The 15,836-nt window shown below is 63.9% G+C and carries 13 protein-coding genes; 9 read left to right on the top strand and 4 right to left on the bottom strand.

Going from position 1 to position 15,836, the window contains the following annotated elements; all coding sequences use genetic code 11:
* Positions 1 to 303: 303 nt before the first annotated feature.
* Genes CCR82_RS02580 through CCR82_RS02565 form a run of 4 tightly spaced genes read left to right on the top strand, consistent with a single transcriptional unit; the run spans position 304 to position 6,822 of the window.
* Positions 304 to 4,410 carry a ribonucleoside-diphosphate reductase subunit alpha gene (locus CCR82_RS02580; RefSeq protein WP_201243797.1) on the top strand — a complete coding sequence of 1,369 codons (4,107 nt, stop codon included), beginning with the start codon at positions 304 to 306 and terminating at the stop codon, positions 4,408 to 4,410.
* A 46-nt stretch (positions 4,411 to 4,456) separates the two neighbouring features.
* Positions 4,457 to 4,678 carry a hypothetical protein gene (locus CCR82_RS02575; protein WP_201243796.1) on the top strand — a complete coding sequence of 74 codons (222 nt, stop codon included), beginning with the start codon at positions 4,457 to 4,459 and terminating at the stop codon, positions 4,676 to 4,678.
* A gap of 46 nt (positions 4,679 to 4,724) precedes the next feature.
* A complete protein-coding gene (locus tag CCR82_RS02570) occupies positions 4,725 to 5,297 on the top strand; it encodes a phosphate-starvation-inducible PsiE family protein (RefSeq protein ID WP_201243795.1) in 573 nt (190 codons plus the stop codon).
* Positions 5,298 to 5,331: 34 nt separating this feature from the next.
* Positions 5,332 to 6,822: a ribonucleotide-diphosphate reductase subunit beta gene (locus tag CCR82_RS02565; RefSeq protein WP_242513199.1), complete on the top strand. Its 1,491-nt coding sequence runs from the start codon at positions 5,332 to 5,334 to the stop codon at positions 6,820 to 6,822.
* 51 nt (positions 6,823 to 6,873) lie between these two features.
* Here CCR82_RS02565 and CCR82_RS02560 read toward each other — a convergent pair whose 3' ends face one another.
* Together CCR82_RS02560 and CCR82_RS02555 are read right to left on the bottom strand one after the other, a co-directional pair.
* Complete coding sequence (locus CCR82_RS02560; protein ID WP_242513198.1) at positions 6,874 to 7,602, bottom strand: type 1 glutamine amidotransferase; 729 nt, start codon at positions 7,600 to 7,602, stop codon at positions 6,874 to 6,876.
* 60 nt (positions 7,603 to 7,662) lie between these two features.
* Entirely contained in the window at positions 7,663 to 8,961 is a 1,299-nt protein-coding gene (locus tag CCR82_RS02555) for an O-acetylhomoserine aminocarboxypropyltransferase/cysteine synthase family protein (RefSeq protein WP_201243794.1), read from the bottom strand.
* A gap of 152 nt (positions 8,962 to 9,113) precedes the next feature.
* On the opposite strand from CCR82_RS02555, the gene CCR82_RS02550 reads away from it, so the two are divergent.
* The 3 genes from CCR82_RS02550 (at position 9,114) to mepK (ending at position 11,106) form a co-directional block, all read left to right on the top strand.
* A complete protein-coding gene (locus CCR82_RS02550; protein ID WP_338073083.1) occupies positions 9,114 to 9,971 on the top strand; it encodes a pentapeptide repeat-containing protein in 858 nt (285 codons plus the stop codon).
* A 160-nt stretch (positions 9,972 to 10,131) separates the two neighbouring features.
* On the top strand, positions 10,132 to 10,350 hold the full coding sequence (locus CCR82_RS02545) for a hypothetical protein (RefSeq protein WP_201243793.1): 219 nt from the start codon (positions 10,132 to 10,134) through the stop codon (positions 10,348 to 10,350).
* A gap of 219 nt (positions 10,351 to 10,569) precedes the next feature.
* Complete coding sequence (gene mepK / locus CCR82_RS02540) at positions 10,570 to 11,106, top strand: peptidoglycan L,D-endopeptidase MepK (RefSeq protein WP_201243792.1); 537 nt, start codon at positions 10,570 to 10,572, stop codon at positions 11,104 to 11,106.
* Between the two features lie 87 nt (positions 11,107 to 11,193).
* On the opposite strand, the gene gltX is transcribed toward mepK, so the two are convergent.
* Complete coding sequence (gltX, locus tag CCR82_RS02535; protein WP_201243791.1) at positions 11,194 to 12,618, bottom strand: glutamate--tRNA ligase; 1,425 nt, start codon at positions 12,616 to 12,618, stop codon at positions 11,194 to 11,196.
* A gap of 137 nt (positions 12,619 to 12,755) precedes the next feature.
* Between gltX and CCR82_RS02530 the strand changes: the two genes are divergently transcribed.
* Both CCR82_RS02530 and CCR82_RS02525 read left to right on the top strand, forming a co-directional pair.
* Positions 12,756 to 13,820: an HVO_0234 family beta-propeller protein gene (locus tag CCR82_RS02530; RefSeq protein WP_201243790.1), complete on the top strand. Its 1,065-nt coding sequence runs from the start codon at positions 12,756 to 12,758 to the stop codon at positions 13,818 to 13,820.
* Between the two features lie 28 nt (positions 13,821 to 13,848).
* The gene (locus CCR82_RS02525) at positions 13,849 to 14,499 is read left to right on the top strand and encodes an SOUL family heme-binding protein (RefSeq protein ID WP_201243789.1); all 651 of its coding nucleotides are present in this window, start codon (positions 13,849 to 13,851) and stop codon (positions 14,497 to 14,499) included.
* A gap of 65 nt (positions 14,500 to 14,564) precedes the next feature.
* Here the strand turns inward: CCR82_RS02525 and CCR82_RS02520 are convergent, their stop codons facing one another.
* Positions 14,565 to 15,683 (bottom strand): NAD(P)/FAD-dependent oxidoreductase, encoded by a 1,119-nt coding sequence (locus tag CCR82_RS02520; RefSeq protein WP_201243788.1) that lies wholly within the window; start codon positions 15,681 to 15,683, stop codon positions 14,565 to 14,567.
* Positions 15,684 to 15,836: the final 153 nt, after the last annotated feature.

Here is a 15,836-nt window from a genome sequence, read left to right as displayed (position 1 = left end):
GCCCTCGAGCAACCACAGCACCCATGTTATCCACAGATTACCCACTATGGATTCGCAGCATCCACGCGGGCAAAAACACAAGATATAGTGGTTGACACTCAATCTGATGAGTATATATTGCGGACCTTCTCGTTCAGCTCGATTGCCGGATCAGTGCCCCGTGGCCACTGCCGGCGATCTTCGGCCGCCCGCTTTCACCAGGCCGTCATTGCCGAGCCCGGGCCGACCCGACCCGACTCGACTCAGTCCAACCGCTCATCCGCAAGCCTCAAGCCGCTAACACCACGACCCGAGGAGTGACCTATGGCCGCCGCCCCCGACAAGCCCGCCGACACACCGCAACCGCTGCAGCAACCCAATGGGCTCAATGTCCAGTCGGAGGCGCGCAGCAGGGCGGCGGCAAGGGTGGCGGCCCCAAGCGGCGATGTCGCGAGCCATCAGCCAGGTCACGTCCAGGTCATCCGCCGCAATGGCAAGGTCACCCATTTCGACCCCAGCAAGATCAAGGTCGCGATGACCAAGGCCTTCATCGCCGTCGAGGGCAGCGGCGCGGCCGCCTCGAGCCGCATCCATCACCTCGTCGACGACCTCAGCGAGCAGGTCCTCTCAGCGCTGACCCGTCGCCTGCCCGGCGGCGGCACCGTGCACATCGAGAACATCCAGGATCAGGTCGAACTCGCGCTGATGCGTGCCGGCGAGCACAAGGTCGCGCGTGACTATGTGATCTATCGTGATGCGCGCGCCCGTGAGCGGGCTGAGAAGGCGGCGACGAGCAAGACGACAGCGGCTGCCGAAACGGGCCTCAACGTCACCCTGGCCGATGGCAATACCCAGCCCTTGGACATCGAGCGTCTGCGCCGACTCGCGCGCGAGGCCGCCTCGGGGCTCGAGGGGGTTGATGCGGAGGCCATCATCACCGATACGCTGCGCAATCTCTTCGATGGGGTCAAGGAGGCCGATGTCGGCCAGGCGTTGGTGCTGTCGGCGCGGGCGATGATCGAGCGCGAGCCGGCCTACAGCCAGGCCGCAGCACGGCTGCTGCTCGATGTGATGCGACGCGAGGCGCTGGGCGCGCTGGATATGGCGCTCGGCGTCGAGACCCAGGCCGATCTCGCCGAGCGCTATGCCGATTATTTCAGCGCCTACATCAAGACCGCCGGCGACCTGGAGCTGCTCGACAAACAGCTCGGACGCTTCGATCTGGCCCGGCTTGGCGCCGCGCTCAAGCCCGAGCGCGATCTGCAGTTCACCTATCTGGGTCTGCAGACCTTGTATGACCGCTACTTCATCCATACCGCCGAAGGGCCGCGCATCGAGCTGCCGCAGGCGTTCTTCATGCGCGTCGCGATGGGCCTGGCGATCAACGAGATCGACCGCGAAGAGCGTGCGATCGAGTTCTATGAGCTGCTGTCGAGCTTCGACTTCATGAGCAGCACGCCGACGCTGTTCAATTCTGGCACCCTGCGCCCGCAGCTCAGCTCCTGCTATCTGACCACGGTGCCGGATGATCTCGATGGCATCTATGGCGCGATCAAGGATAACGCCCTGCTGAGCAAATTCGCCGGCGGTCTCGGTAATGACTGGTCGCGCGTGCGCGGCATGGGTGCTCATATCAAGGGCACCAATGGCAAGAGTCAGGGTGTAGTGCCCTTCCTCAAGGTCGCCAACGATACGGCGGTGGCCGTGAATCAATGCTTCGCACCCGAGACGACCGTCTTTACCGCCGACGGCCCCAAAGCGATCGCCGATATCAAGGTCGGCGATCTGGTGCTCGGTCAGCGCGGGCGTTACCGCGAGGTCACCGAGCATTTCGTCTACGCGCAGAAGGATGCGCCCATGGTCCAGGTGCGGATCAAGGACTCGGTCAATGATCTCAAGGTCACCGCAGGCCATCCGTTCTGGGCCATTCAGGGCGTGCCGACTGAACAGTCGATCGAGCGCACGCTGAACCAGATCGAGAACGGTCGCTATCGGCCCGACTGGGTCGAGGCTGGAGCGCTCAGCGCTGGCGATTATGTCGCACAGGTCATCCCGAGCGAGGTCGTGCCCGTTGACGGGCTCACCGAGGAAGACGCGCGCTTCTACGGCATCCTGCTCGGCGATGGGCATCTGACTCGAGGTCGGGAATTCGGGGTGTGCGGCAATCCGACCTGTGATGGCAGTCATCTTCAGTTCGTTCGGGATTACCTCGACGCGCGCGGCATCCACTATTGGGAAAACGGCCGTAGCGAGACCTATCTACAGATCAAGTGGGCGGTCGGCTGTGGACTCGCCCGCTGCGCGACCACCGGGCGCTGGGTCGGCGAAGATCTGGCGCACCTGCCCTTTACCGAAGAGGATCTCTACGACGCCGCCCGCAACAAGCGCATCGCTCGGCGCTTCAGCCATTTGCCGCACAACCAGACGCTGGCGCTGATCCAGGGGCTGCTCGAGACCGATGGCGGCATCAGTCGGAGCAAGGAGATCTACTTCACCAGCAGCTCAGCGCCGCTCGCCGAAGGGCTGCGCTACCAGTTGTTGCGGCTTGGCATCCCCTGCGCCGGCCAATACCGCGAGCGCGCCGGCGACCATCAGGGCACTCGCTCGGACGGCAGCGTGGTCGCCTTCACCGGCGTCTCGCGCGCCTTCGATCTGCGCATCCCGGCTGATCCGCGCATCGCCGCGCTGCTCGACGTGCCCGCGCTGACCAAGCACAACTGGTTCCGGCTCGGCAACTGGGTGTTTACGCGCGTCAAGGCCGTCGAGCCAATCGCGCCCGCAGCGGAAGTCCACGACCTCAAGGTCGAGGGCGACAAGAGCTATATGACTGCTGCTGCCCTGGTTCGGAATGGAGGGAAGCGTAAGGGCGCGGTCTGCGCCTATCTCGAGACCTGGCACATCGATATCGAAGAATTCGTCGAGCTGCGCAAGAACACCGGCGATGACCGCCGCCGTACGCACGATATGAACACCGCCAACTGGGTGCCGGATCTGTTCATGAAGCGCGTGGCCGAGGATCAGCACTGGACCCTGTTCTCGCCTGATGAAACGCCGGACCTGCACGACCTGACCGGTCAAGCCTTCGAAGAGGCCTATCTCGGCTACGAGGCCCGCGCTGAACGCGGTGAGCTGAAGGTGACCAAGCGCATCAAAGCGGTCGATCTCTGGCGCAAGATGCTGGCGATGCTATTCGAGACCGGCCATCCCTGGATCACCTTCAAGGACCCCTGCAACCTGCGCTATACCAATCAGCATGTCGGGCAGGTGCATAGCAGTAACCTCTGCACCGAAATTACCCTGCACACCAACGATCGGGAGATCGCCGTCTGCAACCTGGGCTCGGTGAACCTGGCCGCGCATGTGACCGAACGTGGACTCGACACCGCCAAGCTGCGCAAGACCGTGCGCACCGCGATGCGCATGCTCGACAACGTCATCGACTACAACTTCTACAACGTGCCGCAGGCGCGCAATGCCAATCTGCGCCACCGCCCGGTTGGCCTCGGGCTGATGGGCTTCCAGGATGCGCTCTATGAGCTGCGCACCCCCTACGCGAGCCAGGACGCCGTGCGTTTTGCCGATCACAGCATGGAGGCGCTGAGCTACTACGCGATCGAGGCGAGCAGCGAGCTGGCCGCCGAGCGCGGGCGCTATCAGAGCTTCGACGGCAGCCTCTGGAGCCAGGGCATCCTGCCGATCGACAGCGTTCAGCGACTCGCCGAAGGCCGCGGCGGCTATCTGGAGATGGATACCAGCACCACCCTGGATTGGAATGGGCTGCGCGAGCGGGTGCAGACAATCGGCATGCGCAACAGCAACTGTCTGGCGATTGCGCCGACTGCGACCATCAGCAACATCGTCGGCGTCAGCCAATCGATCGAGCCGACCTATCAGAACCTGTTCGTGAAGTCCAACCTCTCGGGCGAGTTCACCGTCGTCAATCCCTACCTGGTACGCGATCTCAAGGCGCTTGGACTCTGGGACAGCGTCATGGTCAGCGACCTGAAGTACTACGACGGCAGCCTACAGCAGATCGACCGCATCCCCGATGAGCTGAAGGAGCTTTATGCCACTGCCTTTGAGGTCGACCCACGCTGGCTGGTCGAGGCCGGCAGCCGACGGCAGAAGTGGCTAGATCAGGCACAGAGCCTGAACCTGTACATGAGCGAGCCGAGCGGCAAGAAGCTCGACAACCTCTACAAGCTGGCCTGGGTGCGGGGGCTGAAGACTACCTATTACCTGCGCTCGATGGGCGCGACGCACGTCGAAAAGTCGACGATGGACGACTCGAGCAAAGCGAATCGCCTCTCCGCAGTCGGTGGTGCCTATGTCTCACCAGGAAAGGCGAAATCAAACGGCCGCGGCAAGCCAGTAGAATCCGCCCCAAAGGCCTGCTCGATCGATGATCCGGAGTGCGAGAGCTGTCAGTGATGCGCTGCTCCTTATAGCCTCTTTAATTTTGTGAGACCAGCTGATCATGTCAACCAAGCCTAAAGAACCCAGAAAAAGGAAGTGGCGCTATATCTTTTGGCGCGGTGCTGTCTTTTGGGGTATCTCAACAGCACTTCTTTATCAAGCAATGATGCTTTTTTTCGGAAATGTAAGCTTAGTTGGTTTTATAGTTTCTATGATTGCATTTCCGCTCGCAGGGATCTTTTTTGGGCTATTGATGTGGCGTCGCAGTGGAACTGACCTTTGAAACCGTCTGACCCCGATCCTATTCCCGAACCAAGAGCACTGACCTGATGACGAACGCTAACAACGAGGGCTACAACGAGGACGACAACCAGGGCCAAAAAAGCAGTTGTCACGACGAACTGCCCACCAACGAGGAAGACCCGATCCTGCGCTGGCTGCATCGGATTATGCGCGGCGCTGCCTATGTACTCGCCATCGGGATGGTCTTGGTGATCCTGGTTGGTGTGCTCAGCGTGATCCACACCATTTATCTCAATCTGGCGCAACCGCCGTACTTCCTGATCCCGGATATCATCAAAACCTTCGGTGCCTTCCTCGCGGTACTGATCGCCTATGAGATCTTCTCGAACGTCAGAATCTACATCCGATCTGATGTATTCCCGATGAAACTCGTGGTCGCGACCGCGATCATGGCTATCGCACGAAAGGTCATCATTCTCGATATGGCCGAGTACAACGCGTTTGACCTCATTGGTATAGGCATCATCGTCGTTGGTCTGGGCGTCACCTACTGGCTGATCTCGCTCGCCGATCGCAACGTCGACACCAAGGATAAGCCGCCCGTGGCAGCAAGCGCGCTTTTACCCGGCAGCAAGGCCAAAGAGAAGAACACTCATTAACCCCCAAGCCACCACCACAACGGAGTACCACAGCATGCTGAATTGGGACGATCCCCTTGCGACTGCCTGCCCAAATCCAGCCGCGCGCAAGCATCGGCCGCTGCATGATGCCGAGACCTACGCGGAAGCCGAGCCCGAGGCGCAAGGTCTATTCGCAGCCGAAGCAGGGTACCGCCGTGACGCAAGCGACGCGTATGACCAGGCAAGCGGCAAGCACCAAAACGACGGCTTTGCCCTGACCGATACCACTTCCCCACCAGCCCGAGAGGACAGCGATCACGTTCGTCCCGGTCATGGCATCGTCTCCAACACCGCTCTCATGGCCACCGCCGGCAGTGCCCCAGTGGTCAATCCGAATCCCGGTCCAGCCCAGGTTTCATTACTCGCTGACGAGTCGGTTCTAACTCGCGCGCCGTCGCAGCGGCCGCCGAAGCCCGAACCCGGTCGCAATACCAACCCCCAGGCCGAAGGCGGTGCCACTGGCCTTGAGGATCTCGCGCTCGGCGCCGGGCGCATCCGCGTCGACGACAAGCGCATCATCAACTGCCACGCCGATCTCAACCAGCTCGTGCCCTTCAAGTACGATTGGGCCTGGCAGAAGTATCTCGACGCCTGCGCCAATCACTGGATGCCGCAAGAGATCAACATGAACGCCGACATCGCGCTCTGGAAGGACCCGAACGGCCTCACCGACGACGAGCGCACCATCATCAAGCGCAACCTCGGCTTCTTCTCCACCGCCGACTCGCTGGTCGCCAACAACCTGGTGCTCGCCGTCTACCGTCACATCACCAACCCCGAGTGCCGCCAGTATCTGCTGCGCCAAGCCTTCGAGGAGGCGCTGCACACCCACGCCTACCAATATGTAGTCGAATCCCTGGGGCTGGACGAGGGCGAGATCTTCAATATGTACCGCGAGGTGCCCTCGGTCGCGCGCAAGGCTGAGTGGGCGCTGCCTTACACCCAATACCTGGCCGATCCGCACTTCCACACTGGCACGCCCGAGAACGACCAGAAGCTACTGCGCGAAATGGTCGCCTTCTACATCATCTTTGAAGGTATCTTCTTCTACGTTGGCTTCGTGCAGGTACTGAGCATGGGCCGGCGCAACAAAATGACCGGCACCGCCGAGCAGTTCCAGTACATCCTGCGCGATGAGTCGATGCACATGAACTTCGGCATCGACGTGATCAATCAGATCAAGCTCGAGAACCCGCACCTGTGGACCGAAGACTTCAAACAGGAGCTGATCACCATGATCCGCGACGCAGTGCAGCTCGAGGCCGACTATGCCCACGAGACCATGCCACGCGGAGTGTTGGGTCTGAACGCACCGATGTTCGAGGAATACCTGCAATTCATCGCCAACCGCCGCTGCGCCCAGATCGGGCTGCCGGAGCAGTACGCGGAGGTCGGCAACCCTTTCCCCTGGATGTCCGAGGTGCTGGACCTGAAGAAGGAGAAGAACTTCTTCGAGACCCGCGTGACTGAGTATCAGACCGGTGGGGCGCTGAGTTGGGATTGAACGCGGCGTTACACCGTAGCGCGGTGCGACAGGGCCACTCATCGACCTCCCTCACTCCGCAAGCCGATCGAGCAACACCTCCAACACCCGCGCCGTTTCTTCATAGCGCACGGGCGAGACGGCGAGCATCTGCTCTGCGCTCTGCACATAAGGCGCCGCCACCAGCTCATCGGCGCAATAGCTGCAAAGCGTGCGCAGACTCGTCGGTGTCATCTCCAGATGGAACTGCAGGCCCAGGATGCGCTCATCGACCAAAAAGCCCTGCTGCGTACAAGCCTCGCTTGCCGCCAGATGCAAGGCACCGGGCGGCAACGCGAAGGTATCGCCGTGCCAATGCAGCACCTGCAGCTCGGCAGGGAGATCCTGGCAGAATGGGTGCGTGCGTGCAGCCTCGGTGAGCCGGATCGGAAACCAGCCGATCTCCTGCTGCGGGTTCCGGCTCACCCGTGCCCCGAGTGCCTCGGCGATCAACTGCGCCCCAAGGCAGACGCCGACCAGCGAGCGGCCAGCCTCAATGGCCGAGCGAATCAACGTCTTCTCGGCGCTCAGCCACGGGTAGCGGTCCTCGTTCCCGACGCCCATGGGTCCGCCCATCACCACCAGGCGATCGAAGGCATCGAGTGCGGGCAGCGCATCGCCGGCGAACAGATGGCTGAACGCGATCGGGTGACCGCGACTCTCGGCCCAATCGGCCATCTGGGCCGGCCCCTCGAAGGGCACATGCATCAGACAGTGAATCTTCATCGCATTCTGCTCGGCTCGCTGGGGGTTCAGGGACATGCCGCTCAGACCCCTTGGAACGGGGTCCAAGGGGTCTGCTGCCGGCGTTTCTGGCGCGGCTTAGGCCGCCGCCAAGGCTTGCTCCAAATCAGCGATGATGTCATCGATGTGCTCGATGCCGATCGACAGGCGCACCAGATCCTCGCTCACCCCGGCGCGGGCCAGCTCCTCGGGCGAGAGCTGGCGATGGGTCGTGGTCGCCGGATGGCAGGCCAGGGTCTTAGCATCGCCGATGTTGACCAGGCGCACCGCGAGCTTGAGCGCGTCGATGAAACGCCCCCCGGCCGCGCGGCCATCTCCCGCACCGCCCCCCGCACCGGAACGGATGCCGAAGGAGAGGATCGAGCTGGCCTTGGCGCCGTCCATGTACTGTTGCACCAGCGGATAGTCGGGGCTCTCGGGCAGGCCGGCATAGCGCACCCATTCGACCTTATCGTGGCCCTTGAGATAGTCGGCCACCGCGATCGCGTTCTCGCAATGGCGATCCATGCGCACCGGTAGCGTCTCGATCCCCTGCAGGATCAGGAAGCTGTTGAACGGCGAGATGGCGCCGCCCATGTTGCGCAGCGGCACCACGCGCGCGCGGCCGATGTAGGCCGCCGGCCCCAGCGCCTCGGTGTAGACCACGCCGTGGTAGGAGACATCCGGCTCATTGAGCATCGGGAAGCGCTCGGCGTGCTCGGCCCAGGGGAACTGGCCGGAGTCGACCAGCGCACCGCCAATGGTGGTGCCGTGACCGCCCATGTACTTGGTCAACGCATGCACGACGATATCGGCGCCGTGCTCGAACGGCCGGCACAGGTAGGGACTCGGCACCGTGTTGTCGCAGATCACCGGCACGCCGTGCGCGTGCGCCAGGTCCGCGATCGCCTTGAGATCGGCGACATTGCCGGCCGGATTGCCGATCGACTCGCAGAACACCGCCTTGGTGTTGGCATCGATCCGCGCGGCCATGGCGTCGATGTCATTCGGTTTGACCAGTCGCACCTCGATGCCGAGTCGCGGCAGGGTGTGTGCGAACAGGTTGTAGGTGCCGCCATAGAGGGTCGAGCCGGCGATGATGTTGTCGCCGGCCTGCGCCAGCGTGAAGATCGCATTGGTCACCGCCGTCATGCCCGAGGCCAAGGCCAGCGCCCCGACCCCGCCCTCCAATGCCGCGACGCGCTTCTCGAGCACATCGCTGGTCGGGTTCATGATCCGGGTATAGATGTTGCCCGGCACCTTGAGGTCGAACAGGTCGGCGCCATGCTGGGTGTCGTCGAAGGCGTAGCTGGTGGTCTGGTAGATCGGTGTCGCGACCGCCTTGGTGGCCGGGTCTGGCTCGAAGCCGGCGTGGATGGCGAGTGTCTCGAGCTTCATCATCTTCTCCTCAGTGGCAGCGCCGCCGCACGCGCTCATATCTGATGCAAAGTCTGGTGCAAAGGCGGCATCGGGTGGATAGCATAGCGGAATGCGCCGGCCAACCCATCACAGCAACAGGCTAGCGTGCCCGCCAACCCGAGGAGGAGGAGATGATGGTCGAGATCAAGCACAAAGACACCGGCGAGGTGCTCGCGTCGCTCGAGGGCGAGACTTTGGTCGGCGCCGATCTGCGCGATATGCGGCTCAATGGCGCCGACCTGCGCGGGCAGGATCTCAGCGACGCCAATCTCGAGTTCAGCGATCTGGTCAGTGCCGACCTGCGCGAGGCGATCCTGACCGGCGCCAGTCTGCTCAACGCCCATTTGAACGAGGCCAACCTGAGCCGCGCCAACCTGAGCCGGGTGCGCGCCGGCTCGGAGCGACCGGCCAGCGTCGCCGTGCTCTCCGGCGCCGATCTCAGCGAGGCGAACTTGGAAGGCGCCGATCTGCGCAAGGCCGAGATCCGTTTCGCCAACCTCCAGCGGGCGAGACTCAGCGGCGCCGATCTGCGCGGCACCGACTTCTGCCATAGCGATCTCAGCCAGATCACCGCCAGCCGGGCGCTCTTCATTCAGGCCAACCTGCGCGAGGCCAACCTCAGCGGCGCCGATCTGCGCGACTGCCATCTCAACGACGCCAACCTGGTCAAGGCCAACCTGCAAGACGCCGATCTGACCAGCAGCCAGCCCGAGGGTTTCACCGTGATCAACCTCGCCAACCTCGAAGGTGCCAACCTCGCTGGCGCGCGCCTGCGCAATGTCTCGGCCCAGAACACCAATTTCCGCAACGCCGATCTGACCGGCGTGAATCTGGCCGGCGCGGTGCTCGGCGGTGCCATCCTGCGCGGCGCCATCGTCACCGAGACCGATTTCAACGGCGTGCAATTGGCGAGCGTGACCATGGAATTCGCCAACGTCTCCAAGGCGCTGAATGCCAAGATTCCAAGCTATAAGAAGAATCTCAGGTAATCGGGCACTGACAGGGGGCAAGCGGAAACGCTCCAGACGGCCGCCGGCCATGAAGCCCTTGTTCCATGAACAGGGGCTGGATCAAGCGCCCCTTGCCCCCAGATTGGCGACATCATCGAGCCTCCTTCCCAGCAATCAACACACCATCGGACCCTGTGGTATGCCCTACTTCGTCTACAAAATCACTCCCAACATGCGCCTGACCCATATCGAGACCCAGGAGCGCTACCAAGATGCGCGCGCAATCGTGCGCAACCTGCGTGCCGAACGCGACGAGGCTGACGACGCCGACTACCGGATGATCTTTGCCAAGCACCAGCTGGAGGCCGAGCGGCTGCTCTCCCGGCCCAAAGACAACCGCGTCATCGGCGAGGACTGAGAGATGCCCAAGACGCGCACAACGCGGCACCCGAGCCCCTGAGCTACTCGAACAGCTATCAGGTTTTATCAGCCCAAACCGTTGCTTAACCGCTTTCCTTGATGTAGTTTAGAGCACGCCTGGCATTCGTCAAGCCGTGACCAAATCGCCATTGCTTTTAGCGCCCCTCGGCCTATACTCGGGGCGCCCAACACTATGCTCGACTCTAGGGGGATACTAGTGAACCGACGGATTTTCCTCGGTGCCGCCTTGGCTGCTGCTTCAGCGCCCGCCGTCGCGCGCAGCCAACGCCGCCAGCTCGACCAGCCACGCGTCCTCTCCTTCCACCACCTGCACACCGACGAACGCCTGACGCTGACCTACCGTCAAGGCGACCACTACCAGCGCAGCTCGCTGATGCGGCTCAATCAATTCTTCCGTGACTTCCGCACCAATGAGGTCACTACCATCGATCCCAAGCTGTACGACCTCCTGTTCGATGTCAAACAGGCCCTCGGCCACGAAGACGCTGTCTTCGAGATCGTCAGCGGCTATCGCTCGCCCAAGACCAATGCCATGCTCAGACGCACCTCGAGCGGTGTCGCCAAGCGCAGCCTGCACATGAGCGGCAAGGCCCTCGATGTGCGCCTCGGCGACATGCCGACGCACCACATCCGCGATATCGCCGTGCGGCTCAGCCGGGGTGGCGTCGGCTACTATTCACGCTCGGATTTCGTCCATCTCGACACCGGCAACGTCAGGCAGTGGGGCGCCTGATCGCCTGCGCCCGTCCCGCTGAGCGCGGGGCGTGCGCGGGCGGCACGCTGGCACGCGGGCACGCTGCCGCACGCGAGACGCAGCGCATCAGCCCTGAGCGCCCTGAGCGGCGCGCGCATCGATGAACGCCAGCGCGCGCTCGATACGGCGCAAGGTGGCCGCCTTGCCCACCAGTTGCAGCGTGACATCGATCCCCGGTGAGGCGGCGCGGCCGACGATGGCCACGCGCAATGGCTGCGCGACCTTGCCCATATTCAGCTCCAGTGCCTCGGAGACGCGCTCGACCACGCGGTGCAAGGTCTCCGGCTCCCAGTCCTCGAGCGCCAGCATCTCCAGCTCCGCGCGCAGACGCTCCAACGCTGGCCGCGCGACCGGGCGCAGATGTTTCTTCGCGGCGGTCTCGTCGTAGTCGTCGAAGTCCTGGTAGCAGAAGGCGCTGATCTGGGCGAGTTCGGTCAGGGTCTTGGCGCGCGCGGCCTGGGCGCGCACCACGTCGACCAACGCGGGCCCCTCGGTGGGATCGATGCCAATCTCGCCCATGTGCGGACTCAGCAGGCGGGCGATGCGCAGCGGGTCGGCATGCTGGATATAGTGCTGATTCAGCCAGTCGAGCTTCTCGACATTGAACGCCGAGGCGGCGGTGTTCACATCCGCGATATCGAACAGCGCGATCATCTCATCGAGCGAGAACACCTCTTGATCGCCGTGCGACCAGCCGAGGCGGATCAGATAATTGAGCAGGGCCTCGGGCAGATAGCCCTGATCGCGATAGGCCACCACGCTGACCGCGCCGTGACGCTTCGACAGACGTTTGCCGTCGTGGCCGAGGATCATCGGCACATGCGCATACTGAGGCGGCTCGTAGCCCAGTGCCTTGAGGATGTTGATCTGGCGCGGGGTGTTGTTGAGATGATCATCGCCGCGGATGACATGGCTGATCTCCATCTCGGCATCGTCGACCACCACCGTGAGGTTATACGTCGGTGAACCGTCGCTGCGGCGCAGGATCAGATCGTCGAGTTCGCTGTTGGCGAAGGGCACGCGCCCGCGGATCAGATCGTCGACGATCACCGCGCCATCGACCGGATTCTTGAAACGCACCACATGCGGTTGCTCGGGGTCGATCTGGCGCCCGCGACAGTGGCCGTCGTAGCGCGGCTTGACCTTGGCCGCCATCTGCGTCTCGCGCAGGCGCTCGAGGCGCTCCTTCGGACAATCGCAGCGGTAGGCCAGCCCCTTGTCGAGCAGCGCATCGATCACCGCCTGATAGCGCTCGAAGCGCTCGGTCTGGAAGAAGGGCCCCTCGTCGTACTCGAGGCCGAGCCAGGTCATCCCCTCCATGATCGCGTTCACCGACTCCGTCGTCGAGCGCTCGAGATCGGTATCCTCGATGCGCAGCACGAACTGCCCGCCATGACGGCGCGCGAACAGATAGCTGAACAGCGCGGTGCGGGCGCCACCCACATGCAGGTAGCCGGTCGGGGAAGGGGCAAAACGGGTACGAACGGTCATCGCGCTGCTCTCGAGTCTGTTGCAACATGCCAAGGCCGGCGATGATAGCAGAGGCAGCCGCCCCGGTTTCCCACTTGCGTCGGGGCCGGGGCATCGATACCTGTTAGGGTTCACCATCGAATACGTGAGGAGTCATCATGAAAGCCAGTCGTCCCGTCGCCATCGGCCTTGCCGTGTTGGGGCTCATCCTGCTCATCGCCGGGCCGCTCATCCCCGGCGGTGAGCGGCTGGTCCGCAACGCCCCTATCGAGAGCGGTCACATCACCGATCTGGCCCGTGCCGAGGATGGCTCGATGCTGGCCGGCACCGAGGACGGTGGACTCTGGCGCTTCGCCAACGATCAATGGACACGCGTCGCGATCGACCTCGGCGGTCACCCGGTCACCGCGCTCTCGGCGGACCTCGCCGGCGATGCCTCCAAAGGCCCGATCGGCACCGGCGGCGGGTTGTTCAATGCCCCGGCCGGGATGCCGGCCCTCGAGGTCCGCGTCCGCGACGAACTCCTCGCCAACGACCGCTTACTGGTCGCCACTGGCGACGGGCTGTATGTGCAGGGCGATGGTCAATGGCAGCGCACGCTCGAAGGCACCAGCGTCTACCGGCTCGAGACCCAGCGCAACGGCGATGCACGCTGGCTGCATCTGGGCAGCATCGGCGCGGGCGTCTTCAGCACCCAGGCCGACGACCTGCTCGACTGGCAGCCCAATCGCGACGGTCTGCCGGAGGCGAGCAACGTCTTCAGCTTCGCCCTCACCGAGGGTGGTCGGCTGATCGCCGGCACCGATCGCGGGCTCTTCTGGCAGGAGACCCCGATGGCACCCTGGCAGCGGTTGAAGGTCGGACTCGAGAACAGCCGCATGCTCTCGCTCTACCTCGAGCCGGCCAAGGCCGAGCAGCGCGAGCGCCTCTGGATCGGCAGTGACGATGGCCTCTGGCGAGTCGAACTCGACGAGTCTGGCGCCGCGCCCGAGGCCCTGGCCTATGCCGAGCTGATCGAGACGCCGCCGGAGCATGTGCGCTATGGCGTCAGCTGGATCGTGCCCTATGGCGAGGGCGTGATGCTGAGCGCCGGCTCGGTCTACCAATTCGGCCCCATGGGGCTCGAGGGCTGGTACTGGATCTCGCTGGGCGGCTTGATCCTATTGCTGCTCGGCGGCTGGCTGATGCCGAGCCGGGCCGATGACACCCCGGAAACCCCTTAACGACACACCCCTCCAAGACAGGATCACCATGAAGCTCATCCTCATTCTGCTCGGCCTCGCGGCCGTGGTCGGCATCGTCGGCCTGCTGGTTTTCGTCTTCGTGATCCAGAACGTCGAGAAGCCCGACTATCAGGTGGTCAGCCAAGACGGCGACTTCGAGCTGCGCGACTACCCACCGCTGGTCGTCGCCGAGGTCAGTGGCAGCGGCGACCGCCAGCAGAGCTTGAGCAGCGGTTTCGGTCCGCTCGCGCGCTACATCTTCGCCAAGGAGCGCGGCGGCGAGCGCATCGCGATGACCGCGCCGGTGCAGCAGCGCGCGGTCGCACCGGATGAGAAGATCGCGATGACGGCACCGGTGACCCAGACGTCAGCGCAGGACGGCCGCTGGCGCGTCCAGTTCATCATGCCGGCCGAGTACCGGCTCGAGGATCTACCGGCTCCGGGCAATACCGAGGTGACACTGGAGCGGATCCCGGCGCGGCGCGTTGCCGCCGTGCGCTTCAGCGGCAGGGCCAACGATCAGGCCATCGCCGAGCAACAAGCGCGGCTCAAGGACTGGATGAGCACACGCGGCCTCGAGCCGCGCGGCGAGCCGATCTATGCCTACTACAACGATCCTTTCACGCCCGGACCGCTGCGCCGCAACGAGGTCATGTTCGAAGTCTCGCCCCAACCGTGAGCCAGCCGAACCGGCGCTGCGGTGCATCAGGCCCTAGCGTCTGTGAGTGATGCCTATCCTGATGCCTATCCTGATGCCATCGCTGCCAAGATGCGCCCGGCGAGCGCCTCGCCGCTGAGCCAGGCGTCCTCGACACGGGCGCCGTTGCACCAGTCGCCACAAGCACCGATACCCAGTGCCGGGTCCCAGAGACAGCCCTCCTCCAGCGGCGTCTCGACCAGCGAGTAGAGCCAACTGTGCGACTGGCGCCAGGTGATCGCCGGCAGTGCTCCGCCAGCCATCTCGACAAGGGCGGCAAAGGCCGCGAGCATGGCCGCTTCCACCTCCTCGCGTGCATCATTCAGGTGCTTGCGCGTCCAACCCGGCTCGGCATGCAAGACCCAGCAGTCCCCGCGCCCAGTTGACCCTGCAGCCTGCTCCGCAGCCGGCCCCACGGACGACCCCCCGACTGCATCCCCAGGCGAGTTTCCAGCGGGCACCGACCGTCCCGGCTTGCTGCTATCACGCGCGATCCAGCGCAACGGTCCCTGATTGACGAAGACCCCGTCGAACGCCAGTGGCACCGGCGCAGCGAACCCGAGCATGAGGGTCCAGCAAGGGGTGTAGTCGACACAGGCCGCTTGCGCCGCGAGCCGGGGTGCGTCCATCAACAGCTCGGCGCTCTGCGGCGCCGGCGCGCTGACCACCACCCGCTCGAAGCGACCGAGTTCCTGGCCGGCCTCATCGCTGAGCTGCCAACGGCCGCGGCACCAGCGTGGCGGCCTCACCCGCGTCTCCAGTCGCACATCCAGGCCCTCGGCCAGCGCGCGACCGAGCGCGCTCATTCCAGGCTCCCCCACCCAGCGGGTCGTCTCCTGCCCAGCGGGGGTGAATCCGTCCCCATCGAAAGCCCCGATACGCCCATCCCAAGGCGCTACCAGACCACGCTCGGCCCAGGTCTGCACACAACGCTGAAAGCGCGGATCGCGCGCTGTGAAATACTGCGCGCCATGATCAAAATGCAGCGTCTCTCCGCTCGGCTGCGTGGCGCGCCTTGTCGCCGCCCGCCCGCCACAGCCACGCGATTTCTCGAACAGGCTGACCCGATGCCGCTGATCGGCCAGCATCCGTGCCGCCGCCAGCCCGGAGAGACCAGCACCGATCACCGCGATCCGCAGCCCGCGTTCTTCTGCCGGCGCTATCATCCGCCGAGCACCTGCGTTGCGAGCCGCGCCGCGAGCGCGGCGCCAGACTGGACATCGGCGGCGGCTCGGTGAGCCGAGACGGGGACACAAGCGGCAACAGTGGCAGCAGAAGAGACCATTATCATGAGCATCACGAGAGATCGACAGCAAAAG

The organism is Halochromatium salexigens (genome assembly GCF_016653295.1).
Classification (GTDB): Bacteria; Pseudomonadota; Gammaproteobacteria; order Chromatiales; family Chromatiaceae; genus Lamprobacter; species Lamprobacter salexigens.
Note: the sequence above shows the minus strand (reverse complement) of the source record. Positions and strands in the feature narration are given on the sequence as shown.